Annotated in this window: 20 protein-coding genes; all 20 read right to left on the bottom strand. The window is 60.3% G+C overall.

Translation table 11 applies throughout. The features are described 5' to 3' along the window. Window positions 1–14: 14 nt before the first annotated feature. The 20 genes from KGA82_RS07725 to KGA82_RS07820 all read right to left on the bottom strand — a co-directional run bounded on the left by KGA82_RS07725 (window position 15) and on the right by KGA82_RS07820 (window position 22485). On the bottom strand, window positions 15–821 hold the full coding sequence (locus KGA82_RS07725) for a DUF4123 domain-containing protein (RefSeq protein ID WP_223450062.1): 807 nt from the start codon (window positions 819–821) through the stop codon (window positions 15–17). A gap of 11 nt (window positions 822–832) precedes the next feature. Then, window positions 833–2899: a type VI secretion system tip protein TssI/VgrG gene (gene tssI / locus KGA82_RS07730; RefSeq protein WP_223450063.1), complete on the bottom strand. Its 2067-nt coding sequence runs from the start codon at window positions 2897–2899 to the stop codon at window positions 833–835. Between the two features lie 28 nt (window positions 2900–2927). Further along, window positions 2928–3929, bottom strand: a complete 1002-nt coding sequence (locus KGA82_RS07735) for a serine/threonine-protein kinase (RefSeq protein ID WP_223450064.1) — start codon at window positions 3927–3929, stop codon at window positions 2928–2930. Next, a complete protein-coding gene (locus tag KGA82_RS07740; RefSeq protein WP_008030650.1) occupies window positions 3926–4654 on the bottom strand; it encodes a PP2C family protein-serine/threonine phosphatase in 729 nt (242 codons plus the stop codon). The genes KGA82_RS07735 and KGA82_RS07740 overlap by 4 nt, the downstream gene beginning before the upstream one ends. Further along, window positions 4654–8193 (bottom strand): type VI secretion system membrane subunit TssM, encoded by a 3540-nt coding sequence (gene tssM, locus KGA82_RS07745; protein ID WP_008038087.1) that lies wholly within the window; start codon window positions 8191–8193, stop codon window positions 4654–4656. Before tssM ends, KGA82_RS07740 begins: the two co-directional genes overlap by 1 nt. Window positions 8194–8206: 13 nt before the next feature. After that, window positions 8207–9082 (bottom strand): type IVB secretion system protein IcmH/DotU, encoded by an 876-nt coding sequence (icmH, locus tag KGA82_RS07750; RefSeq protein ID WP_008030654.1) that lies wholly within the window; start codon window positions 9080–9082, stop codon window positions 8207–8209. Between the two features lie 5 nt (window positions 9083–9087). Then, window positions 9088–10419, bottom strand: coding sequence for a type VI secretion system baseplate subunit TssK (gene tssK, locus KGA82_RS07755; protein ID WP_008030656.1), 1332 nt, complete (start codon window positions 10417–10419; stop codon window positions 9088–9090). A gap of 2 nt (window positions 10420–10421) precedes the next feature. Then, a complete protein-coding gene (gene tssJ, locus KGA82_RS07760; RefSeq protein ID WP_008030657.1) occupies window positions 10422–10922 on the bottom strand; it encodes a type VI secretion system lipoprotein TssJ in 501 nt (166 codons plus the stop codon). 5 nt (window positions 10923–10927) lie between these two features. After that, window positions 10928–12124 carry a type VI secretion system-associated FHA domain protein TagH gene (gene tagH / locus KGA82_RS07765; RefSeq protein WP_223450065.1) on the bottom strand — a complete coding sequence of 399 codons (1197 nt, stop codon included), beginning with the start codon at window positions 12122–12124 and terminating at the stop codon, window positions 10928–10930. 17 nt (window positions 12125–12141) lie between these two features. Then, window positions 12142–12282: a hypothetical protein gene (locus tag KGA82_RS07770; RefSeq protein WP_008030659.1), complete on the bottom strand. Its 141-nt coding sequence runs from the start codon at window positions 12280–12282 to the stop codon at window positions 12142–12144. 93 nt (window positions 12283–12375) lie between these two features. Continuing rightward, window positions 12376–13893, bottom strand: coding sequence for a sigma-54 interaction domain-containing protein (locus KGA82_RS07775; protein WP_223450066.1), 1518 nt, complete (start codon window positions 13891–13893; stop codon window positions 12376–12378). Window positions 13894–13903: 10 nt separating this feature from the next. Beyond that, window positions 13904–16546 (bottom strand): type VI secretion system ATPase TssH, encoded by a 2643-nt coding sequence (tssH, locus tag KGA82_RS07780; protein ID WP_223415122.1) that lies wholly within the window; start codon window positions 16544–16546, stop codon window positions 13904–13906. A gap of 13 nt (window positions 16547–16559) precedes the next feature. Then, window positions 16560–17567, bottom strand: a complete 1008-nt coding sequence (gene tssG, locus KGA82_RS07785; protein WP_008030662.1) for a type VI secretion system baseplate subunit TssG — start codon at window positions 17565–17567, stop codon at window positions 16560–16562. Next, complete coding sequence (gene tssF, locus KGA82_RS07790; RefSeq protein ID WP_223450067.1) at window positions 17531–19318, bottom strand: type VI secretion system baseplate subunit TssF; 1788 nt, start codon at window positions 19316–19318, stop codon at window positions 17531–17533. Before tssF ends, tssG begins: the two co-directional genes overlap by 37 nt. Before the next feature lie 24 nt (window positions 19319–19342). Further along, complete coding sequence (locus KGA82_RS07795) at window positions 19343–19810, bottom strand: hypothetical protein (protein ID WP_223450068.1); 468 nt, start codon at window positions 19808–19810, stop codon at window positions 19343–19345. Window positions 19811–20086: 276 nt separating this feature from the next. Next, window positions 20087–20392 (bottom strand): hypothetical protein, encoded by a 306-nt coding sequence (locus KGA82_RS07800; RefSeq protein WP_223450069.1) that lies wholly within the window; start codon window positions 20390–20392, stop codon window positions 20087–20089. Between the two features lie 124 nt (window positions 20393–20516). After that, complete coding sequence (locus tag KGA82_RS07805; RefSeq protein WP_223450070.1) at window positions 20517–20882, bottom strand: hypothetical protein; 366 nt, start codon at window positions 20880–20882, stop codon at window positions 20517–20519. Between the two features lie 87 nt (window positions 20883–20969). After that, entirely contained in the window at window positions 20970–21176 is a 207-nt protein-coding gene (locus KGA82_RS07810; protein WP_008030673.1) for a hypothetical protein, read from the bottom strand. Further along, a complete protein-coding gene (locus KGA82_RS07815; protein WP_008030674.1) occupies window positions 21173–21976 on the bottom strand; it encodes a hypothetical protein in 804 nt (267 codons plus the stop codon). Before KGA82_RS07815 ends, KGA82_RS07810 begins: the two co-directional genes overlap by 4 nt. Next, a complete protein-coding gene (locus tag KGA82_RS07820; protein WP_008030675.1) occupies window positions 21973–22485 on the bottom strand; it encodes a PAAR domain-containing protein in 513 nt (170 codons plus the stop codon). Before KGA82_RS07820 ends, KGA82_RS07815 begins: the two co-directional genes overlap by 4 nt. Window positions 22486–22490: the final 5 nt, after the last annotated feature.

Consider the following 22490-nt stretch of genomic DNA (forward strand, 5'->3'; position numbering starts at 1 on the left):
AGCAAGCCCCTCCATCAAATCAACGCCTTCGGCGGCTCATCAATCACAAACGGCGAGTTCTCCACCAGCCACTGTTCAATAAACGGTTCCCGCTCTTCCGGCTCCTTCAACCCCTTCTGATTTGCCGCGATCTGGCTGCGATACAAATGGCGAATAAGCCCCTCATTACGGCTCAAGCCGTAGTTTTGCGGCACGGCGCAGCGGTCGACGCGGTAGGCGTCGGCTTCGGTCCAGGCGAGCAGGTTGGCGACTTGTGGGTGGTCGAACATGACGGGGCCGTTGGCCGGTGTGAGGGCGTGGCGGACGTAGTTGCCGGGCAGGCTTTGTGGGTGTTGGTCGCGGTCGAGCCAGTGCCAGGAGATGACGGCGGCGTGGAAGGCGTTGCTTTGTACCGGGGTCAGGGTTTCCGCGACGGGCAGCAGCATGCGCGGATCGTAGTAGCGCAGCACGCCTTCGGAGCGGCCCTGGTTCCATTTTGCCTGGGTGTAGCCGCGCAGGTGTTCGGCCAGCGCATCGAACGCCCAAGGGCTGAACAGGGCGACGACGTGTTTGTTGCAGTCGACGGCGCTGATGAAGGTTTTCAGCCAGGCGCGTTGGGCCGTGTCGACGCGCAGCAGCAGCGGGCCGAAATCGGCGATGGCGACTTCCGGGGTGTTTTCAAACAGCTTGGCCAGTTTTGGCCCGTCGGGCTGCTCCGCCAGTTCTTGCAGCAGCGGGTAGTCGAGGCCGGTGGCGTCGATCAACAGGTCGAGGTGCGACTGTTTCAGTTGCAGGGCGTTGACCCATAACTCATCCAGCCAGTGCACGTTGCTTGTGTACATGAAGTCGTCCTTTATCGTGCGGCCAGGGCCTGGGCGTTACGTTTGGCCCGGGCCAGGCATTCCTTGCAAACCGGGGGCGGCGCCATCGGTGCGTTGCCGAGAGCCTGAGGCGGCACTGCGCCGGCGATGTCCTTGTCCGCTGCGCCCGGCAGTATCGGCGGTTTGATGCCGATCCCGGTCCCCGAGCCTGCCGAGCCGCCGGCATTGATCTTCACGATCGGTCCGACCACGGTCACGCCGCCGGCATCCAGTTTGATGAAGCTGCCGCCTCCCTTGATGGTCAGCTCCGAGCCGGCCTCGATGACGATTTTCGCCCCAGCCTTCAGGTGAATCTCTTTCCCGGCGCTGGTCAGTTGTGCGGTGCCGAGTTTGACATGCTGGTTCTGCCCAATCGTCAGGTGATCATCCACCCGCGTTTCCACCTTGCGATCAGCAATCGTGGTGCGATGCTCTTCAGCCTTGAGTTCGGTGTAGGTGTTCTTCACCACCGTGTCGTGCCGCTCATTGCCGACGCGAATCTTCTGGTCGTGCTCGATGTTTTCATCCCAATCCCGCTGGGCATGGATGAAGATTTGCTCCGCGCCTTTTTTATCCTCAATCCGCAGTTCGTTGTACCCGCCGCCACCCGGCGAGCTGAGGGTTTTGAACACGCTGCGCGTCTTGTTCGCCGGCAGGTCGTAGGGAACCTGGTTTTCCTTGTGGTACAGGCAACCAGTCACCAACGGTTGATCGGGGTCGCCTTCGAGGAAGGTGACGAGCACTTCCATGCCGATGCGCGGGATGACGATGGCTCCGTAGCGGTCGCCGGCCCAGCTTGAGGAGACGCGCATCCAGCAGCTGGTTTTGTCGTCGGCCTGGCCTTCGCGGTCCCAGTGGAATTGCACTTTGATGCGGCCGTATTGGTCGCAGTGGATTTCTTCGCCGGCGGGGCCGGTGACTTTGGCGGTCTGGCTTCCGAGTACTCGCGGTTTCGGGTGTTGCAGTGCGGGGCGGTAGAACACGGCCCACGGAGTGGCGAGGAAGCGGTTGCGGTAGCCCTGGTGGAAGTCGTCTTTGTTGTCGGTGGTGTCGCTGGTCACGGACTCTTCGAGGACTTGCGGCTGTTTGCCTTCGTGGACGATTTCAGTGAGCAGCCAGAGGTCGTTCCACTCGGTGCGCGGGTGGTCGGACATTTCCAGGAAGTGGCCGCTGATCAAGCGGGTCTGGTCGCCGTGGCCTTCGGCTTGCTGGTAGTCGGCGCGGTGGCGTTCGAGGACGCGCTGACTGAGGAATTTGCCGCGCGCACGGTCGAGGAAGCGGCCGGGGTAGTCGTAGTCTTCGAGGTCTGGTTCGTCACTCTGAACATCGGGCTTGTAGGCCGCTTCGAGTTGCAGGCGTGGTTTTTCGAAGTCGTAGTCGCGGCGGGTGGTGCGACTGGTGCGGGTTTCCAGGCGCAGTTTGAAGCCTTTGATCACTGGTTCGTCGGCGACCATGCCGCTGCCTTGCACATAGGCCGTCGGCTGGCCGAGTTTCCGGAACACGGTCTGGTCGTCACCGAACACCAGCAAGTGAGCTTTGGCGCTGTGCTGGAAGTGGTAGTGAATGCCTTCTTCTTCGCACAGGCGCTGAACGAAGTGCAGGTCGGTTTCGTCGTACTGCACGCAGTAGTCGCGATCCGGGCACGGCTGGCTGAGCTGGAAGCTGTAGGCGTTGCCCTTGATGCCGTGTTCTTCGAGGATCAGCGCGATGATTTTTGGCGCGGACATCTGCTGGTAGATGCGCTGGTTGGTGCGGTGATGCAGGTATTGCAGGTGCGGCACCAGGGAGACTTTGTAGCGGGTCAGGCGCTTGCCGGCATCGCCTTGGGCGACGCGGTAGATCTGGCCGTGGATGCCGCTGCCCTGCGGATCTAATGCGAGAAATGCCTGCTTGTGCAAGAGCTTTTCCAGATCCAGATCGGGGTTTTCGCTGACCAGTTCAATGTCGAAGCGATACGGCTGGCTGATGCCTTCGGTGCCGGTGAACGACAGCACTTGCAGGTCGCCCACATAGTCTTCGACAGTCAGGCTGAAGTGCGTTTCGTTAGCTGGGTTGAACATTGCTTGCTCCCTGTTCGGTAGTCATCCGTTACGCCCGAAGTCGCAGACGTTGCAGCAAAGACAAAGTGGCGCCCATGGCGTCACGCAGTTGTGCGGCGGTGATCGTTCGATCGGCCGCATCGAATGCCAGCGCCGTTCGCAGGGCTGGCCAGCAGTGTTTCGGTAGATTTTTCGGGGCGTGCAGCTCGCGTTCCAGGTGTTCGTCACGGGCCTGGGTCGAGGGCAAGCGGCGGAACGGGTGTTTGCCGCCCGCCAATTCGTAAAGCACGCAGGCCACGCCGTAGACGTCGGCGCTGGCGGACATCGGCTGGCCTTCGAGCAGTTCCGGTGCGGCATAGCCTGGGGTCCAGGCGTTGAAGCGGTCGCGGCTCAGGTGTGGCAGGCCGGGCAGGATGCCCTCCTCGGCCTGGCCCAGACCGAAGTCGAACAGACGCACGCCTTCTTCGCTGAGCATCACGTTGCTCGGCTTCATGTCGCCGTGCAGCACGCCGCGAGCGTGGGCGTAGGCCAGTGCGTCGAGCAGCGGCAGCGCGATGTCGCGCAGTTCGTTCCACGGCAGGCCAAGTGGTCGCTCGCAGAGCAGTTTGTCCAGGGTCAGCCCACGCATGAGTTCCATGGTGATGAAGGCGCGCTGGCAATCGGTGTCCACTTCAAAGGTGTGCGGTCGCAACACATTGTTATGGCGCAGTCGTCGGGTCAGGGCGAACTCGCTGTAGAGCAAGGCGCTGGCGTCCGGCGATTCGGCAAATTCTTCGCTGAGGATTTTCAGCGCGATGTAAGGGTCGGGATCGCCGAACTGTTCGCTCAGCAAGTCCCGTGCACGGTAAACTGCGCCCATGCCGCCGGCACCGAGCAGACGCTCGATGCGGTAACGGCCTGCCAGCACGTCTGGCAGTTCACCGACGCTGGCCTTGGTCGGCGCCAACGCGGGCTCCGCTTGATGCGACTTGGCAAACGCAAAGTAAGTCAGGTTATTGGCTTGCTCTTCGCTCATCAGCAGGTCGTCGAGCGGCGGCATGAGTTGGCTCATTGGCGGATCACCACGGCAGTCAGGTTGTCCCGGGCCGAGCCACGCAGCGCGCCATCGAACAGACGCTCAAGCGCGACATGCGGCGCGGTCAGGCTCAGGGCGCTACCCAAGGCATCGCTGCTCAGCCCGTTGTACAAACCATCGCTGCACAACAGAAACGCATCACCGGGGTAAACCTCGAGTTCGAGCACGTCCAGCGTCAGCTGCTCGGCCGCCCCGACCGCACGGGTCAAGGCATGCGCGGCGGGATGGGCACTGGCGTCTTCGACGCTCATCTGTTGCTCGTCGATAAGTTGCTGTTGCAGCGAATGGTCCTTGGACAGCTGGTACAAACGCTGGCCGCGCCACAGGTAGCAACGGCTGTCGCCAGCCCAAATGCAGGCCGCGCGATTGCCTTCCACCAGCAGCGCCACGACGGTGCTGCCCATGATGCTGTCGTGGCGCCCGGCGGTGACGGTCAACTCCTGACCCAAGCGGCGGTTCAGCCAGTGCAGGCACTGGCGAATACCTTTGAGTCGTTCGTCGAAGTCATCCTGCGCCGGCAATTCCGCCAGGCTGGCGACGATCAACTGGCTGGCAACGTCGCCACCCTGATGACCGCCCATGCCGTCCGCGACCACCCACAGCCCCTGCTGCGGACAGTCGAGGAAAGCATCTTCGTTGCGCGCCCGAACCTTGCCGGCATCGGTGCGCGCAGCGCTGCGCCAGGAACTGGCAACCAGCATCAGAGCTGCACCGGCATGCGGAAGGTGCGCAGCACGCCCATGTCGAACGGGTTCGGCGTGCGCTGGCTGGTCAGCAAGTAGTTGGCGCGCAGGCCACCGACGTCCGCCTTCAGCACCAGCACGTCACGACCGCTGAGGTACTCGGTCTGCATCAGGTCGAACAGACGGAACAGCGACCACGGGCCGGAGTTCTTCTCGATGCCGATCGGGCGGCCCGCCATCTTGTCCATCACCAGGCTGGTGCGACCGTCTTCGGCGTCGGTCGGCCATTTGAACGACACCGGCACAATCGGGCCGTGACGGTATTCGATGGTCTTGTCGCCGAACTTGAACTCGGAACGGCTGACAGCCGGGTCGAGGGTGTACGGCTCCAGTTTGAACTGCACTTGCGGTTCCGCCGGGTTGATCGAGAAGAAGCTCTGGCGGATCACTTGGGCCGCGGCCATCTGGTCGAGGTAGACCTTGGAGATCGGCATGCTGTGACCGTCAATGCTGCGCAGACGGTAGTTGCCCGGATCGCCACTCACGAACGGACGCATGTAGGTATCAAAGAAGCGATCGGCAATGCCCTGCGCCTTGAAGAACTCGCGGAAGTCGCTGATCGCCACGTCGCTGGTGCTGTGGGCGCTGAACGGATAACGCTTGTTGATCGCCTTGCCGTAGAAGCTGTACAGCTCGCTTTGATAACGCTGGTTCAGGTACTGGTAGGAATCGTTGAGCACCAGACGCCAGGTGTCTTCGGCCAGCACGTTGAACCACACGCTGACCGGGCGCGGCAGGCGGTTCGAGGCATTGCGCAGGTTGCTCAGCGCATCACGCTGGCCGCTCATGCGGGTCTTGGCCATTTCGAACGCGGCCTGCTCCGGCGCACTGGCGCGGGCGAGGCTCGACAGTTGCATTTGCAGGTCGTTGAGCGCCGTCAGCGCCGGGGTCAAATCAGCGGCCGGGCCGTTGTTGTCATCCAGCAAACGGTGCAGCGGTTCGAAGCGGCGTTGCAGGGATTTCTTCGCGGTGTCCGGCAGGTTTTTGATCGCGGCCATGTCCGAGGCTTTGTCCGCGGCGGCAGACGCCAGTTTGCCCAGCTTGCCCAACTTGCCTTTCTGCTCGCCCAGTGCTGCAGCGGCATCAGCCGCTTGATCGACCGCCTCGGCTTCTGCCGGGAACCGGGTGTTCTCGCGCACTTCCACCAGCAGTTGCAGCACCGGCGAGTTGGCCGAGGTCAGGCCCGCCAGTTGCTCGGCGCCCTCACTGAAATCGCTGATCGGAGGCAGTGCAACCTGGCCCACGGCTTCGCTCCAGAAGTTGGCGTAGTCGCGGAAATACAGCTGCTCCAGTTCGACCATCAGGCGACGCAAGTCCATGCCGCTGATGCCCGAACCTTCGCCCAGCACCCAGTTGTCACGCAGGATATCGGTGACCAGCGCACTGCCCTGCACCGAGAAATACTGCTGATAACCCTGCTGGGTGTAGAAGCCCGGGATAACGTAATCGGTGCCGACAAACAGCGCACCTTGCGGGCCCAGGTGTTGGCTCAAACGGTATTCCGGCAGGTCTCGGGCCTGCTCGCGCAGCATCCGGTAAACCACGTTGGCCAGCGACTCGCTGCGCAATACCTGACGCGCCTGAGCCACCAGTTGATCGTTCAGCGGGTAGATAAACGGAAGCTTGAGCAAGCGCTCGAAGTGCGTGTTCAGACCGTTCTGCACCGCCGTGTTGCCGGCGTAACGCAGGGACCAGTCAGTCGCGACCCAATCCTTGAGCCACACCGCATCGCGGCGGTCTTTCATGTTCAGCATCAGGTACGCGCGCAGGCTGTTGAGCAGGCGTTCGCGGTCCTTCATGTTGGCGCGGATCTGCCCTTCCAGCAGGGTCGCGACCTTCGGCAGCAATTGCTTTTCGAGCTCGCGCTCGTAAGCCGCCTTGACCACCGGGTTGACGTCTTCGCCCTGATACAGGCCGCCACGCTCGTGGTAACCCACATCGCCCTTCTTCGGGAACACCTGGGTCGCCGCGTAGCTGGTGTCGAGGGTCTTCAGCACCGCCATCGAATCATCACGGGCGGTCAAGGCCGAGCGCTGTTGCGTCCAGGTTTGTGCCAGGTTGCGCAGGTTTTCCAGGCGCTCATAGTTGGCCGAGAAACCGCTCGCCCATAGCAGGCCGAACAGGCCCAACGCCGCCAATGCACCGACGTACAACGCACGCTGGCCCCAATGGATGCGGCTGCGTTCACGCTTGTCCAGACCGGCCAGATCGGCCTCGGGGAAAATCACCCGGCTGAGCAAATGGTGAATGAACCGCGAACGGCCACTGCGCAGGGTCGGCAATACGCCGGAGTTGATCCCCAGATTGGCGCCGATGCCGGCGGTGGTCTGGTCCATTTCCTGGGTCAGGTGCGGTGCGCTGGTCAGGTAGAAACCGCGCAACTGGCTGACACGCTGATAACGGTTGCCGGTGAACGCCATGTCGACGAACAGGCACAGGCGCTCGCCGATCTGCCCCAGTTGATGCGGGAAGTCGAGGATGCGGCCACGGCGCTGGGTGTCGCGCTCCTGGTGCATGCGCATGATCACCTGGCTGTTCAGGCGACGCAGCAGCTCTTCGAACTCGGCGCGCAGCACGGTGACGTCGGTGCCGCTCTGCTCTTTGCGGAAGCTGGTGCCGAGCACCTGATCGCTTTCTTCGCGGGTCAGCTGGTCGAAGAACTCGTCGAAACCGAGCAACTGGTCAGCCTTGCTGAGGACCAGATAGATCGGCACATCGACGTGCAGTTTCTGATGCACGTCTTGCAGGCGCGCACGCACCTGACGCGCCAGCGTCTCCAGATCCTGCTCGTTAGCGCCCAGCAGCAATTCCACGGGAATGGTCACCAGCACGCCGTTCAACGGACGGTTGCGACGACGCTTGCGCAGCAGGTCGAGCAAAGTGCTCCAGGCGCTGCCGTCGACTTCGGCATCCGCCTGGGTCAGGTAACGTCCGGCGGTGTCGATCAGCACACCGTGGTCGGCGAAATACCAGTCGCAATGACGGGTGCCGAGGGTGTCGCGGGTCAGTTTGCGGTCGATCTTGTTGATCGGAAACTCAAGGCCCGAGAAGTCCAGCAGGCTGGTCTTGCCGCTGCCCTGCGGGCCGATCAGCAAGTACCACGGCAAATCGCTGCGCCAGCGCTCGCTGCGGCCGCGATAGAGGCTCGAGGTCTTCAGGGTTTTCAGGGCGTCCTTGAAACGCTCCTTCAACTCCTTCTGCTCTTCGTCGATCAACTCTTCACGGCGGATACGATCCTGACCATCCTCAGTCTCTTCGACCGCTTTCTTGCGCACACCGGCACGCCAGCTGACGAAGACCATGGTCAGGCCCCAGATCAGGAACAGCACACTGATGGTCAGCAGGCGGGAGGTCGAACCTTCCCAGAACTTGTAGTCATCGACGGCCAACAGCGGCCCGACAAACCAGACCAGCAGCGCGACGAACAGCACCAGCAGCAAGGTCCAGACCCAGGTCTGGCGCACGAACGCGCCGACTTTCTTGAAAAACTTTTTCATCACACGTCCCTGTTTACGGCTGCGACAGCGGCTGGGCCGCGGCGGAATCCAGCGGCTGATAAGGTTGCAGAACGGTGTCGCGCTGCTCGCCCAAGACCCAGGCGAACCCCGAATACATCACCACCAGGCAGACCACGGTGAACAGCACCACCATCCACGCCGGCACGATGCGCACCAGGCTGCGACGCTGGTCGTTCAAGCCTTCCCAATGCGGCGACAGTTCACGCGGCACGTCGCCGCGCAGCTGACGAATCTGCCGGTACAAGGCGTCGCGGATGCCTTCGAGTTCGAGCATGCCGCGCGCTTGCACGCGGTACTTGCCTTCGAAACCGAGGGACAGGCACAGGTACATCAGCTCCAGCATCGGCAGGTGCTTGACCGGGTTTTTCGACAGGCGATCCAGCAGCTGGAAGAACTTCTCGCCACCGAAGGTTTCATTGTGAAAGCTGCTGAGCAGGCTCATCTGCGACCACTCGCTTTCGTTGCCCCACGGCGTGGTCACGACGGCTTCGTCGACCACGGTGCAGAGCACGTAACGCGCAGCCATCACCTGGCTGCTTTCGGCGCCGTTGTGCAGCGCACGCACTTCAAACAGTTTCAGCCCGGCGGTCAGGCGCTCGTTGAGCGCGTACATGTCTTCGCGGCTGTCGCTGTGCTTGAGGCGAACCACTTCCGACAACAGGTCGGAACCGGCGGCCACCAGCGAATTGAGGCTGATGTTGAAGGTCTCTGCCGGGCGCAGGCGCGCGGCGTAGATCATCCGCTCTTCGAGTTGTTCGAAACGCGGCGGTGCGGCGAAGTCGGTCAGCGGACTTTGCGCCGGGCCGTGGCCCTGGCGGTCGAGCAAGACGGTTTTATCGTCCTGATGGTGTTCCATGTCCTTGATCATGTCGGTCAGTTCCTGATGGCCCAGAATTTCAATTCAAGCTCGGCGAATTCGCCGGACACGTGGAACGCGAAGCCGCCGGAGCGCTCCAGTTGTGCCAGGTCTTCGGAACTGAGTTCGAGGATGAAATAGGTTTTGTTGGAGTGGAACGCGATCTGCCGTGGGGCCACCGGCAACGGTTTGACCTTGATGCCCGGCAGGTGCAGGTTGACCAGTTGACGGATGCGCTCCACCGGGCCGACCTTGAGGTGCGCCGGCAAGCGGTGGCGCAGTTCTTCGGAATCGCAGTTGGCACTGGCCGCGAGCACGAACGACGCCGAACCCAGCAGTTTGTGGTCGTGCAGCGGCGAGACGATGATCCCGTACTGACGTGCTTGCAGGACCAGTTCGATGGCGTGCTGTTCGAGCACCATCGACAGCACCTGACGGATCGCTTCCATCAGTTTGCGGAAGCTCGCGCCCTGATCGCTGTGCTGGTAACGGCTGTCCAGACGCGGGCGTTTGCTGTCGCTGGAGAAGGTCGCCAGATCACCGAGCATGGTCAGCAGCGTGCGGTACAACTCTTCCGGGTGAACCTGTTCCAGACCGAGGTAGTGACGCAGCAACAGCTCGGTGCGGTTGATCAGTTGCAGCATCATGAAGTCGCCGACTTCCGCGCCACCGACCTTGCCATTGGAGCGGATGCGCTCGGCGATGGTGTCGCCCCGGTGACCGAGCATGCTGATCACTTCTTTCAGGCACGACAGCAAATAGCTGGAGGAATGCGCCTGAATGTAGGTCGGCACGAAATCCGGATCGAGGCTGATCACGCCGTCGGGCGTGGTGTCGAGCACGTCGCAGATCTTCAGCTTCACGTAGGCCTGATCGCTCTGCTGCTCGCCGAGCAACAGTTTGAAATCCGGGCGACCGCAGCTGACCTGACTGGCGGAATCGTCGCCGGCGTTGGAGTCGGCCACTTCCGCTTCATACGCGGTGTAGCGCGCCAGCACGTCGGATTGCTCCGGGCGGCGCGACTCGATGTGGTTACCGGTGACCAGCGGCAGCGCCAGGTAAATCGGTGTGTTGCCGGTGTTCGGCGGCACGTCAAGCGCCAGTGGCTCGGTGTTGCCGCCGAGTTCGAACAGGCTGCCGTCCGGCAGAATCCCCGAGGCCTGGCTGATCACCAGTTTGCCCATGTTGAGGAACTGCAAATCGATGTCGAGATTGAGGAAACCCCAGGTGTAACTGCCCAACAACTGCGTGCGGGTTTTCATCTGGTGGTCGTAGTAGCGATCGTTGTGCTGGAAGTGCTGCGGACGCAGCAGCATGCCTTCCTGCCAAATGACTTTATGGGAATTCATGATCAGTCATCCGCCTTGGCGAGCTTTTCGTTGCTGTTGCGAATACCGGCCTGGTCGAGGGTCAGGTCAGCCTCGGTGACTTCCAGCGGGGTGACTTGCACCGTGTAGCGCCATTTGGTTTCCGGCAGGTCGCGGTAGGCCGCGAGGATCCCGACGTAACGGCTGCCCTCCTCCACGCTGAGTTTCAGCTCGATGGTTTCGCCCGGGCGCAGTTCGAGTTCTTCGCTGGCCACCAGGTCTGGGGCCAGGGATTCCTTGGCGCGCTCGTACAGGCTGAAGAAGTCGGCGTTCTCGAATGTCACCGGGTGCTTGAGCTCGAACAGACGCACGACAACCGGCGACGGGCGCCCGTTGAGGTCCGGGTTCAGCTGATCGCTGCCGGTGAGCTTCAGGTTGACCTTGGTGACTTTGGAATACGGCGACAGCGACGAACAACCGGCCAGCAGCACCAGCACCGCGAACGCAGTCAGCATCTTGAAAAAAGCGGTCGAGCAGCGAGACATGCGCATCATCCTTGGTGGTCGGTGTGAAGGGTGGAAATCAGACGGATCTGTTCTTCGTAGGCTTGAGCGAAGTCGCGGGCCAACAGGCGCTCGCTCCAGTCATCGTCCTGACGTAGGGCCTGGTGATAACGACCGTACGCTCTCCAGCGGCTGCCAGACGTGGCCAGCAACGGCTTGTTGTCGCGCTCGAAACGCAGGGTCAATTGTTGCGGCGAGAAGTGCTCCAGGGTGCCGCGAACGGCGGCGCGGCTGGCGGTCAGCAAAGCCACCTGATGCGCCTGCAAATCGCGGAACGCACGGGAAATCGACTGTTCGGCCGGCAATTGGCCCGGCTTGTTCGACTGCAACAGAATGCCCAGCGCTTCACCTGCATCGACGGCGAATTTCAGCGGGTTCTTGTTCGTGCCTTGCACGGTGGTCTGGGCCAGACGCAGTTCGTTTTTCAGTTCGCTGCGGGTGCGCAGGCTCTGCTGCAAACCGCCGACGCTTTGCTTGAGCAGGCGTGCCGCGTTCAGCGCCAGGGCTTCGCGGGCGTCGTGGTCGAGGCCTTTGAGGTCCACGCCCAGCGCTGCACCGAAGTGCTCCCAGAAACCTTCGCTCTGGCGCTCAGGCGCTTTTGCGACAGGGCTTGGTGCGGGTTCGGCGGGGGCGTTGATCAACTCCGGCACCATCAGGCTTTCCATGTCGATGCGCGCATAGTCGGCGCGCTGACGGGTGTCCTCGATCGTGGTGCTCGGGGTGATCAGCTCTTCGATTTCCGAGTACACGCGCTCTTGTTGATCAAGGGCGTTCAGCGGATCGAGGTCAAGGAACGCGTCATCCGGGATGATGCTGCCCGCCGCTTGTGGGCGACCGACTTCAACGTCGAAGGTCGCCGGGTCGCGCACCAGCCGCGCACGGATCTCGAAATCACCCAGCACGTAGGTGCTGCCATGCTCGATGCGCATCGGTTCGCCCTTGCGCAGGCGTGCGCCGCTGCCGCCATCCTGGACACCGTTGCTGCTGGTGTCGGTCAGGAAGAACGTCCCTTCGCGAAAGCTGATGTCCACATGGTGATTGGACAGGTGACGCTTGCGGTCCGGGATGATCCAGTCGCAATCCTCGCCCCGGCCAATCACGCCGCCGGCCTGCTTGAAGGTCTTCTGGCACAGCTCCGTGGGCACGAACTGCTTGGTGTTCAGCATTTCGAAAACCAATTCCATGGTGATACTCCTTGCGGTCACTTGCCGCGATTGACCGCCTGCGGATCACCCAATGGGCGATAGGTGTTGTCGTTGAATTTGTAATTGCCGCTGCAGCCGCCAAGGCCGCATAGAACGACGAGGGTCAGCAGGACGGCTTGCCAGTGACGAACAGACATCAGAGGGTCTCCAGGGGTAGACAAAGCACAAAGCGCCGGCCCGTTCGGGCGGCGCTATCAGAAGCGAATGAGGTGAAATCGACGGTCATTTGCCTAGCCATCGAAGTCACCGAGATTGATGTTCAGGCGCCCGAGGCGGTACAGCAGCGTACGACGCGGCAGCCCGAGTTCGCGGGCGGCGAGGGTCTGGTTGCCGTCGTTTTTGCGCAGACAATCGAGCAGCAGGCTGCGTTCGACCTGCTCCAGGCGTTCGCGCAGGTTCAGGCTGTTGTCTTCCGGCACGGCTTCCATGCGCAGGGAGAAATGCTCGGCCAGCAACTCGCCGCCCTCGCACAGCAACACCGCGCGCTCGACCAGGCCTTTGAGTTCGCGCACGTTGCCGGGGAACGCATAACCGGACAGGTGATCCAGCGCCGCATCGGACCAACGCACCACATCACGCTGCAAGAACGAGCAGGCCTTGTCGGCGAAGTGCCGGGCGAGATCAAGGATGTCGCCTTCGCGCTGACGCAGGGCCGGCAACTCGATCGGGAATTGCGCAAGGCGGTAATACAAGTCCTCGCGGAACTTGCCTTCGCTGACCAGCACCGACAAATCCCGGTGCGTCGCGGCGATGATGCGTACATCGATTTTGTGGGTGTCGTTGGAACCCAGCGGGCGGATCTCGCCTTCCTGCAACACGCGCAGCAACTTGGCTTGCAGCGACAACGGCATGTCGCCGATTTCATCGAGCAACAAGGTGCCGCCGTTGGCCGCGTCGAACAGCCCGGCGCGGTCGCGATCCGCGCCGGTGAACGCGCCTTTGCGGTAGCCGAACAGTTCGCTTTCCAGCAGGTTCTCGGGGAACGCCGCGCAGTTCTGCACGATGAACGCCTGGGAACGGCGCGGGCCGCAGTCGTGAATGGCGCGTGCGACCACTTCCTTGCCGGTGCCGGTCTCGCCGCGCAGCAGCACGGTGTAGGGGCTGTGCAGGACTTTGCTGATCAGCGAATAGGTTTCGCGCATGGCCTTGCTCTTGCCGATCAAGCCGTAACCACTGGCACTCGGGATGCTGGCTTTCAATGGCCGTGCATCACCGACCGGCTGACGCAGACGTTGCAGCAGATGCAGTTGGCCGAGCACAAACGACCCCAGTTGCCCGAGGGAATCGGCGAAGCCTTGCAGGTCCATGTGCCGACGACTGGCGCACAGCAACAAACCTTCGACCGCCTTCTGCTGATTGACCAGCGGCACGCACAGCAGCGACTGCCACGGCGTGGCCTGCGGCGGCAGGAAACTGGTTTCGTGCAGGCTGCCGCTCAGTTCGCCGAGGCTCACCACGCGGTTCTGGCACAGGGCGAATTGCAGCAGTTGTTCACCGTTGTAATCCGCCGGCAAGCTTGCCGATTCGCGCGGCTGCAGAATGCCGTTCAGGCACTCGGCGTTCATCCCCAGGCACGTGTGGGTCGCGTCCAGCAGGTACAGCTGCGTCAACTCGCAACCGCTGAGTTCCGCCACCCCGCGCACGAAGTCACCCAGCAGCGCAGCGCCGTCCGCCGCGCGCGACAGGCTGGCGAACTGCGCCAGCAACGCTTCGGCATACACCAGCGGCTGCGGCACTTGAGTGAACATCACACCCACCTCAGGCGAACTCGCAGGTCACGCTGGCGCCACCGTCGAGCGTCGCGTGGACGCGCTTGAGGCTTTCACCGGTTGCCATCGCGTCGAGCAAGCGGTCGGCCACCAGCGGCAGTACGTGCAGGTCCAGCAAGTGGTCGATCAGACGCGCGCCGCTGTCGCTTTGGGTGCAGCGCTCGGCCAGGTGATCGACGAGGTCTTGCGAGTAGGTGAAATCCAGCTGACGACGGTTCAGGCGCTCGCCCAGACGACCGAGTTTGATTTCGATCAGCTCACGCAGCACCGGGCCGCCGACCGGGTAGTAAGGCACCACACGCATCCGCGCCAGCAGCGCCGGTTTGAAGTGCTTGCTGAGCACCGGGCGAATGGTTTCTTCGAGCACTTCGGCAGTTGGCCGTGCACCGTTTTCGCAAAGGTCGCTGATGCGGTCGCTGCCCAGGTTCGAGGTCATGAGGATCAGCGTGTTACGGAAGTCGATCTCGCGGCCTTCGCCGTCGTTGGCCACGCCTTTGTCGAAGATTTGGTAGAACAGGTTGAGCACGTCCGGGTCAGCCTTTTCGACCTCATCGAGCAACACAACGGAGTACGGCTTCTGCCGCACGGCTTCGGTGAGCATGCCGCCCTCGCCGTAGCCGACGTAGCCCGGCGGTGCACCGATCAGGCGCGACACGGTGTGCTTCTCCTGGAACTCGGACATGTTGATGGTGGTGATGAAACGATCACCGCCGTACAGCAAATCGGCGAGGGCCAGCGCGGTTTCGGTCTTGCCGACGCCGCTCGGGCCCACCAGCAGGAACACGCCCACCGGTGCATCCGGTTTGTTCAGGCCGGCAGCGGTGGCGCGCATCGAGCGGTCCAGTGCGTGCACGGCTTGTTCCTGACCACGGATGCGCGTGCGCAGGTCGGTGGCGAAACTGGCGACCTTGGCGTTGTGTTCGCGGGCCAGTTGCGCCAGCGGCACGCCGGTCCAGGCGCTGATGACTTCGGCGACCAGACGCGGGCAGACTTCGAAGCTGACCAGGCGTTCTTTGACCTGAGCATCGGTCAGGGCTTTGTGAGTTTCGTTGAGCGCGGTTTCGAGGGACGCGACGTCATTCACCGTTTCAAGGGTTTCGATCACGGTGCCTTCGGCGTCTTCTTCAACCGTGACGGTCGGTTCGACGGCAGCCGCTTCGCGAGCCTTGGCCAGTTGCTGACGCAGATCCAACAAGCGCTCGGCCAGTTCTTTCTGCTCGGTCCACAGCGTTTCGAGGGCGACCATTTCGTCTTCGGCGGCGGCCAGACGATCTTCCAAAGCATCCAGCGCTTCGTGATCAATCAACAAACCGGCTTCAGCATCACGACGCAGCGCCTGGCGCTGACGGCCCCCTTCAGCCAGTTCGCCACGCAGACGTTCAAGGCTTTCCGGGGCAGCGGCGAGGCTGATGCGAACACGGGCGCAGGCGGTGTCGAGCACATCGACGGCTTTGTCCGGCAGCTGACGGCCTGCGAGGTAACGGGCGGACAATTCCGCCGCCGCCACCACCGCGTCGTCGCGCAGGTAGATGCCGTGGCTCTTCTCGTACACCTGAGCCAAACCACGAAGGATGGTCACCGCTTCGCTGACGGTCGGTTCGTGCAGTTGCACCGGTTGGAAACGACGGGCCAGGGCCGGGTCTTTTTCGAAGTACTTCTTGTACTCCGCCCATGTGGTGGCGGCGATGGTGCGCAACTCGCCACGGGCCAAGGCTGGTTTGAGCAAATTGGCCGCATCGGAACCGCCGGCATTGCCGCCCGCGCCGATCAACGTGTGGGCTTCGTCGATGAACAGGATGATCGGTTTCGGCGAGGCTTTGACTTCGTCGATCACGCCTTTGAGGCGACGCTCGAATTCACCTTTGACGCTGGCGCCGGCCTGCAACAGGCCCATGTCCAGCGACAGCAGCTCGACGCCTTTCAACACTTGCGGCACTTCACCGGCGGCAATGCGCGAAGCCAAACCTTCGACAATCGCGGTTTTACCGACGCCAGCTTCGCCGACCACAATCGGGTTGTTTTTGCGGCGACGGGCGAGGATGTCGACCATCTGCCGGATCGCGCCATCACGGCACAGCACTGGGTCGAGTTTGCCGTCGCGGGCCTGTTGGGTCAGGTTGTGGGTGAAGCGCTGCAGCAGTGATTCGCCCGGTACGGCAGGCTTACCGGTGGCCGGTTGCTCTTTCTGCGACAGGGCAAATTCTTTCAGGCGCTCAATGTTCAGCTTGGCCAGCAACGACTGGTAGCGGCTGCCGGCGTAGCGCATCGGATTGCGCAGCAGCGCGAGGATCAACGCGGCTTGCTCGACCTGGCTCTGGCCCAGTTCAAGGTTGGCCACCAGCAACGCATCTTGCAGCCACTGCACCAGTTCCGGGGCGAACACCGGGTTGCGCGAGGCGCTGTGCTCGACTCGCGATTGCAGCGCGGCGCTCAGCTCACCGGCATCCACTTCGGCATCTTGCAACGCGCGTGCGAGCAGGCCTTGCGGGCGCTCCAGCAGGCCCAGCAGCAGATCTTCGACGAGTATCTTGCTGCCGCCACGGGCGACGCAGCGTTCGGCAGAACTTTCCAGATCACGACGGGTTTCGGCGTCCAGCGCCTGGATAAGTTGTTGCAGGTCTACGTTGATCATTGGTCATCTGTCCTTAATGAATTTTGCTGCCCAAGGTCACCACGCCGTCCGCTTTTTCGCGGCCCAGCCAACTGGTCCATCCCAGGCGACAGGCGTTCTGCTCACCGATGCGCAGTTCGCGGATTTCTTCCTGGCGCAACACCAGGCGAATGTCGTAGTCGAGCGGGTCACGCAGGGTGAACCGCACCAGCGCGCACAACGGCTGGTAGCCGAAACCGATTGGCAGGAATTCGTGAAAGCGCTGCCAGTCGAGTTCGCGGATGTGAATGCGGAATTTGCCGCTGCGGTCGCGCACGTGTTCGCCCAGCACCAGGTCTTCGCCGAGCAGGCTGTTGGCGCGGCCCAGACGGTTGCGCTGCTCGTCGAGAATTTCCACGCGGCGCTCGATGCATTGCTCGATGGTCAGCTCGGCGTGCTTGAAGTAGTAACGCAGCACCGCTTCGATCAGCGCCGCCGAGTGCGCCCGCAAGCTGAGCAAGCCGAGGTACGGCAGCAGGCGTTTCCAGTTCAGTTCCTGGGCCTTGCGGATCTCTTCGCCGCCAAGGCCGATCAAGGCAAACAGCTGCGCCGAAAACGGGTCGAGGGCACCACTCTGGAAGCTTGCGCGGTAGCGGTACTTGCGCCAGATCGGCAGCATCAGCCGTTGCAGGCGATGGTGAAACAGATCGAGGAAGTTGCGGGTCGGGTTGCCGTCTTCGCTGTCGCCCAACGCCTGTTCGCCGTAGAACGCCGGCAGCGGCGAACCGGAGCCGACCAGGCCGATCAGGTTGAACCGCAGGCGCGCACGCATGTGCCCGTGCTCTTGGAAAAACTCCACGCGATCAACGTCGCTGCCAGGGAAACCCAGGCTCGGGTTGGCCTGGAATTCCAGCTGGTCGTACAGGTCGTCTTCGCTCAGGTGCGGGTGGGCCTCGCGCAGCCGGTCAATCACCAGCAGCACGGCCTGAAACAGCGAGTACTCGCGTATTCCTCGGGTCAGTCCGCTTAAAGAAGCGGCTGCAGGCCCATACGTGGTGTCCATTGGTACACCTCTCCCTGTGTGCTTTTTACCCGCAGCTCGTGGTACGAATTGAGACTGGCGTAAAGCGCGAAAAACTCGTTGAGAACCGAAGCGAAAACGAACAAGTCGCCCTCGCCGATATACCCTTCCGGGTCGATGGTCAGCTCGGTGCGCAACCCGCGAACCGGCAACCCTCGGTGCAACCGGTCGACGTGGTGGTGCTTGATCGACTTGAGCCCGCCGAGCAGGCGCTTGCTGACTTTTTCCGCGTGTTGGTCGTAGTAGCGCGGCAAATCGTAAGTTTCGAGAATCACCTTCAACGCATTGACGTCGGCCAGGGACAAATAGTTAAGCGACATGTTGCTGATCAACTTCCAGAGGAAGTCGCGGTTCAGCGGCGGCGCGAAACTCGACGTGGCCGGGGTGATGTTGCGGAAGCTCAAAAACTCCGGCGTCTCTTCACAGGCCATGCAGATGTCGCCGAGCTTGAGCTTGCGCGGCAGGTTCTGGTTGGTGCACATCAGCTCGATCGACAGGGTTTCATGGGCTTCGGTGTGGCGGATGCCGAAGCTCAGGTAGGTGTCGAGGCCGTCGTGCAGCAAGGAGGAACGCTGGCGAATGCTGTAATGCGGACGGCTGTTGGGCACGTCGAAACTCGGGTCGTGCTCGAAGGATTCGAACGGCACGTACTCCTGATAACCGAGGCCGCCGGGCTTCCAGCCGGTCACGGTTTCCACCGAGAACACGCCGCAATTTTGCAGATCGAATTCGGCGGGCAGCAGCAGGTATTCGTCCTGCTTGCCGTCGAGGCGGATCGGCAAGGCGTCGTGCTTGAACAGGTTGACGATGGGCGTGCAATAGAGCTTCACGTTATCCAGCGTCGGACGCATGCGCATGATGCCGCTCTTGCGAATGTCGAAGCGCAATTCGAGGCCGCGCATCTGCTTGAGCGTGTCTTCCGGCAATGCTTTGAGCAGATCCAGACCGTTGATGTCGACGAAGAGGAATTTGTCCTGGAAGGCGAAGTATTCCTGCAAGTAGCGATAGCCGCGGAAGGTGTTCAGCGGATACGGGATCAACGCTTCTTCTTCGGCAAAACCCACCGGCTGCACACGGTCGCCGGGCATCTTGAACGCCATCGGCGTGCCGTTGACACCGTTGATGGGCTTGCCGGCGCCGTCCAGCGGGATCAGCTCGATGCCTTCCAGATTGCGCAGCAGGCTCAGGTACAGCATCTGGCTGATGTAGCGCTCACCGGCGAAGTGCAGACGCAGGCGGCTCAGTTCCAACTCACCGAGGTGACCGTCAGCACTCATCTCCAGACGCAGGCTCAACAGCGAACCGTCGCCCTTCACCGAGTAATTCAGCGCGGCCAGATCCAGCGGCAAGACTTCGGTCGGGTAGCAGGTACGGAAGCGGCAACGCACGTCATCGATCGGCACGCTCTCGATTGGCGTGTCGCGCTCGACCCTCAACGCGGGCCCCGAACGCTTCAACGGGGCGAACTGCAAAATGCTGAACGCTGGCAGCGGCCGCATGTAGTTGGGCCACAGCAGGTGCATCAGGGAATGGCTGAGCTCTGGCAGTTCATCGTCGAGCTTCTGACGCAGGCGACCGGTCAGGAATGCAAAACCCTCCAGCAACCGCTCCACGTCTGGATCTCGGCCGGCCTGACCGAGGAAAGGCGCCAACGCCGGGCTACGCTCGGCGAATCGACGACCTAACTGGCGAAGTGCGGTGAGTTCGCTTTGGTAGTAGTGGTTAAAGGACACGGGGTACCTTCCTGGTGGTGGATCTCATGAAAAAACTGTCCTGTAGAGCGCGACTGTCACACCGGAAATCACGTAGCCGGCGATGAGCAGGTACGGTAAAAAAGCCAGCCAGCCCAACGTCATTGCGAAGCCAGCCATATCACCCATCAATGCGTTTACCAGCCCATAAATCACCCAGGGGACGGCGTAAAACGGGATGAACATCAGCGGCGCACACCAGATTTTTTTGATGATCTGCTGTTCGGTTTTTCCGCTCAGCTCACGCGTTGCCCACAGGGCGAAAGCGGTATAGGCCGGGACTCCGAATGCGAGGACGTAGATCAACAGCATCTGATGCCAGTTCAAAACCGACGCGTTTTCGTTGCTCTGCTCAATCAATATGAGAAGCAGCAACACCAATAACGGTACCCAGAGCACAACCCTGAAAAAATTCGGACAAGCGCAACTTCCACTTTTCTGGATGTTCTGCGCTGGATCATTAGTAAATTTCATTGAACACCCAGTGATTGAAGCTATAAAGCGTAACAACACCTACAGCGGTAGCGACCAAGGAATGAAATCCACCTTGTAAGCGCTTCGACTTAAAAACAACTACCACTGTTTTTACAAAATAATAAAAAACACATGCCATCAGCGGGATATAAAGCACCGCACAAAAAACAAACAAACTTCCGTAAACATCAGCACCACTCACTAACCATCTGGTTTTTGGGTCAGTGAATGACATAAAAAGCAAAATTGCAGAGACAAAAAAATAAAAATACCTAATCACGACATTGGCCCACCTGAATAACACACAGGAAGCACAAATATCGCCAACAAGCTGACTATCCAAAGCACCAATAAATAGTAGTTACCAGGCATTCTGCAGACCGCCCACCCCTTAACCACCCCATAACCAATAGCGAACTGCAATAGTAAGAACGAAATCACTCCCAATGGAACGGAAAGCAAATAACTATAAGGTTCAGCAAATCCAAACCGGACAACCGCATAAATTTCGAGCAATGCAAACGGTACGATCAATGCGGCTGCCATGATGATCATAGTTTTGACTTTTGTTGCACTACTCATCAACGCAAGCCTCCGCGAATAGAGGGTCTTTGCCAATTCGAGCCGGCGCTGCTCACCTGAAACCCAGCAAACATTAAGGACAGCCCCCTTTTCCGTTAAGTTAAGGAATGCGCATGCTGTCATGTTACTTCACCAACGCCGGGTTCAACTTCAATGCAGTTTCGTCCTGCAAGTAAACTTCATCACCTCCGTCGTACCCCATAAAATCTTCGTTAGAAAGCTGGCTCCCGTCCTTCTTCACATGTGTCACCCAGCCTTTGGACCAGATATCACCGCTTTCATGGCGTAATTCGACGTAGTAGCTTGGGGGGCTCGACTGTGTAATTTCAAAGAAGGAGCCACCGTCTTCCGCCCCGCTCCAAAAAGCATTTGGATGATCTTTCAATACAGGCCCCTTTCCGTCATCACGCTCCAGCAGAGCAAACACCGCCACTACGAGCAGAACAAAGATAATAGCGAGTGAGATGGCTAGTCTTTTCAGAATCTTCATTCGTCTATTTCCAATTTGTCATCAGCAAAATTGATAATGGGGACAGACCCTTTTTTTGCGCGCCCCCCACTCACAAAACTGGCTCATTCAGGCCGGCGGCTGATTTAAGTAATAAGTACCAATGATATGAATCACCGGCACTATCAGCACACACACATACATCATAATTTTATGGAGGCGCCTTTCTCTGACTTGTCTAAACAACCCCAGCAGCGCCACTAACGAACATAAAATCGCCAACACACCAAAAAAATCGCTATCAGCAACGCTTGCCAAATAGTCTCGAAAAGTCATTTGTTGAACTCCATAAAATTCCACCTATAAAACAGGAATTTCTTCAGGAAATCTTCAGCCATTGCCCCTGTACTTTCATTACGGTAAGTCCAACCCACCGCATGCTTTGTGTAATATCCTTTCTCTATCGGCATTCCCGCGTAGCCCGAGTTTTGCGGATCAGCCATGTTTGATCCAAGCCATTTTTGAACCGTAGTGAAAGGACGGACGCTTACTCCGCTTGTGTTGCCCTGCCTAATTTCGATTTTCGACTCGTTGACACTCACGGTAATTTGAACGTGGTGGGCGATGTCCTTGGGCCGGTCCAATGCTTGAGCGAGGATATCTCCAGGTAGCAAGGCCTCGGCTGTCTCGACCGATAACGTATTTTCGCCAACTCGCTGCATATCTGGGGCGCCGTAAGTCAACATGACCATTTCGCAGAAACCATACATGTGCGATAGGTAGCGATCATGCTCAGCGGCAGAGTAGTTCTCCATATTTCTATAGGTTCTTACTCCGGTTTTTAGCTTAATCGGCAACCCGCGACTAGAGGAAAATTCACAAAGCAATCTGAGTGCGAAATCTTCACAGGTGAATTTATTTCCGCTAACCGCCCCCTCTTTAGTCCAGTATTTTTCTACGATAAGCCGTTCTGCTATCTCTGGTGCTTCTTTGTGATAGTCAGCAATATCCGCATCAGTCCAGAAAGCAGTTGTTTTCCAGAACACCTTGTAAGTAACTTTTTTTGGTGCTTTGTCTTCCTTTGGGGTAAGTGCAATTGAGCGCGCCATTAATGTAGATAGAACTTCTGCACTCATACCATTGCCCCACCAATCGCAGCGTGAAAGTCGAAGGCTTCACCTTCCTTACCACCGACTAACTGGGTTCTTCCCATCGCATCGCTCTGGCCAGAGATGACCTGACCTTTAGCCGTAGTGATCTGATAGGGAATATCCTGCAGAGGATTTCCATCCTGATCTTCCATCACTACATGCTGAGTGTGGGTAAACAGCATTAACGGCAACGGCGCCACAAACGGCACCGGCGAATGCGAATTCCCGATAATCACCGTCCCGGACCCGGCCGTAACCTTGTTGCCATGAGTCCCAACGGAATCCACCGTCGCAGCCGGTTTCCCGTTAATCAAAACCGTCGTCGCCAACCCGCCCGACATCGCACCACCACACGCCGAGGCATCGCCTTGGCGGGCGGCCGCGAGGCCGTCGAAGAAGACGTCGCCGGAACCGGCGGCGATCGGGTTGGTGCCGTGGCCGGGGAGCGGGCAAGCGGTGGGGTCGGATACGCGTGCTGCTGGTTTGCCGGACATACGAA

The organism is Pseudomonas sp. BF-RE-22 (assembly GCF_019956155.1).
Taxonomy (GTDB): domain Bacteria; phylum Pseudomonadota; class Gammaproteobacteria; order Pseudomonadales; family Pseudomonadaceae; genus Aquipseudomonas; species Aquipseudomonas migulae.

Coding starts and splice junctions, on each gene's coding strand:
- KGA82_RS07725 (WP_223450062.1), bottom strand. CDS start 821: ATGTACACAAGCAACGTGCACTGGCTGGATGAGTTATGGGTCAACGCC.
- tssI (WP_223450063.1), bottom strand. CDS start 2,899: ATGTTCAACCCAGCTAACGAAACGCACTTCAGCCTGACTGTCGAAGAC.
- KGA82_RS07735 (WP_223450064.1), bottom strand. CDS start 3,929: ATGAGCCAACTCATGCCGCCGCTCGACGACCTGCTGATGAGCGAAGAG.
- KGA82_RS07740 (WP_008030650.1), bottom strand. CDS start 4,654: ATGCTGGTTGCCAGTTCCTGGCGCAGCGCTGCGCGCACCGATGCCGGC.
- tssM (WP_008038087.1), bottom strand. CDS start 8,193: ATGAAAAAGTTTTTCAAGAAAGTCGGCGCGTTCGTGCGCCAGACCTGG.
- icmH (WP_008030654.1), bottom strand. CDS start 9,082: ATGATCAAGGACATGGAACACCATCAGGACGATAAAACCGTCTTGCTC.
- tssK (WP_008030656.1), bottom strand. CDS start 10,419: ATGAATTCCCATAAAGTCATTTGGCAGGAAGGCATGCTGCTGCGTCCG.
- tssJ (WP_008030657.1), bottom strand. CDS start 10,922: ATGTCTCGCTGCTCGACCGCTTTTTTCAAGATGCTGACTGCGTTCGCG.
- tagH (WP_223450065.1), bottom strand. CDS start 12,124: ATGGAATTGGTTTTCGAAATGCTGAACACCAAGCAGTTCGTGCCCACG.
- KGA82_RS07770 (WP_008030659.1), bottom strand. CDS start 12,282: ATGTCTGTTCGTCACTGGCAAGCCGTCCTGCTGACCCTCGTCGTTCTA.
- KGA82_RS07775 (WP_223450066.1), bottom strand. CDS start 13,893: ATGTTCACTCAAGTGCCGCAGCCGCTGGTGTATGCCGAAGCGTTGCTG.
- tssH (WP_223415122.1), bottom strand. CDS start 16,546: ATGATCAACGTAGACCTGCAACAACTTATCCAGGCGCTGGACGCCGAA.
- tssG (WP_008030662.1), bottom strand. CDS start 17,567: ATGGACACCACGTATGGGCCTGCAGCCGCTTCTTTAAGCGGACTGACC.
- KGA82_RS07795 (WP_223450068.1), bottom strand. CDS start 19,810: ATGAAATTTACTAATGATCCAGCGCAGAACATCCAGAAAAGTGGAAGT.
- KGA82_RS07800 (WP_223450069.1), bottom strand. CDS start 20,392: ATGAGTAGTGCAACAAAAGTCAAAACTATGATCATCATGGCAGCCGCA.
- KGA82_RS07805 (WP_223450070.1), bottom strand. CDS start 20,882: ATGAAGATTCTGAAAAGACTAGCCATCTCACTCGCTATTATCTTTGTT.
- KGA82_RS07810 (WP_008030673.1), bottom strand. CDS start 21,176: ATGACTTTTCGAGACTATTTGGCAAGCGTTGCTGATAGCGATTTTTTT.
- KGA82_RS07815 (WP_008030674.1), bottom strand. CDS start 21,976: ATGAGTGCAGAAGTTCTATCTACATTAATGGCGCGCTCAATTGCACTT.
- KGA82_RS07820 (WP_008030675.1), bottom strand. CDS start 22,485: ATGTCCGGCAAACCAGCAGCACGCGTATCCGACCCCACCGCTTGCCCG.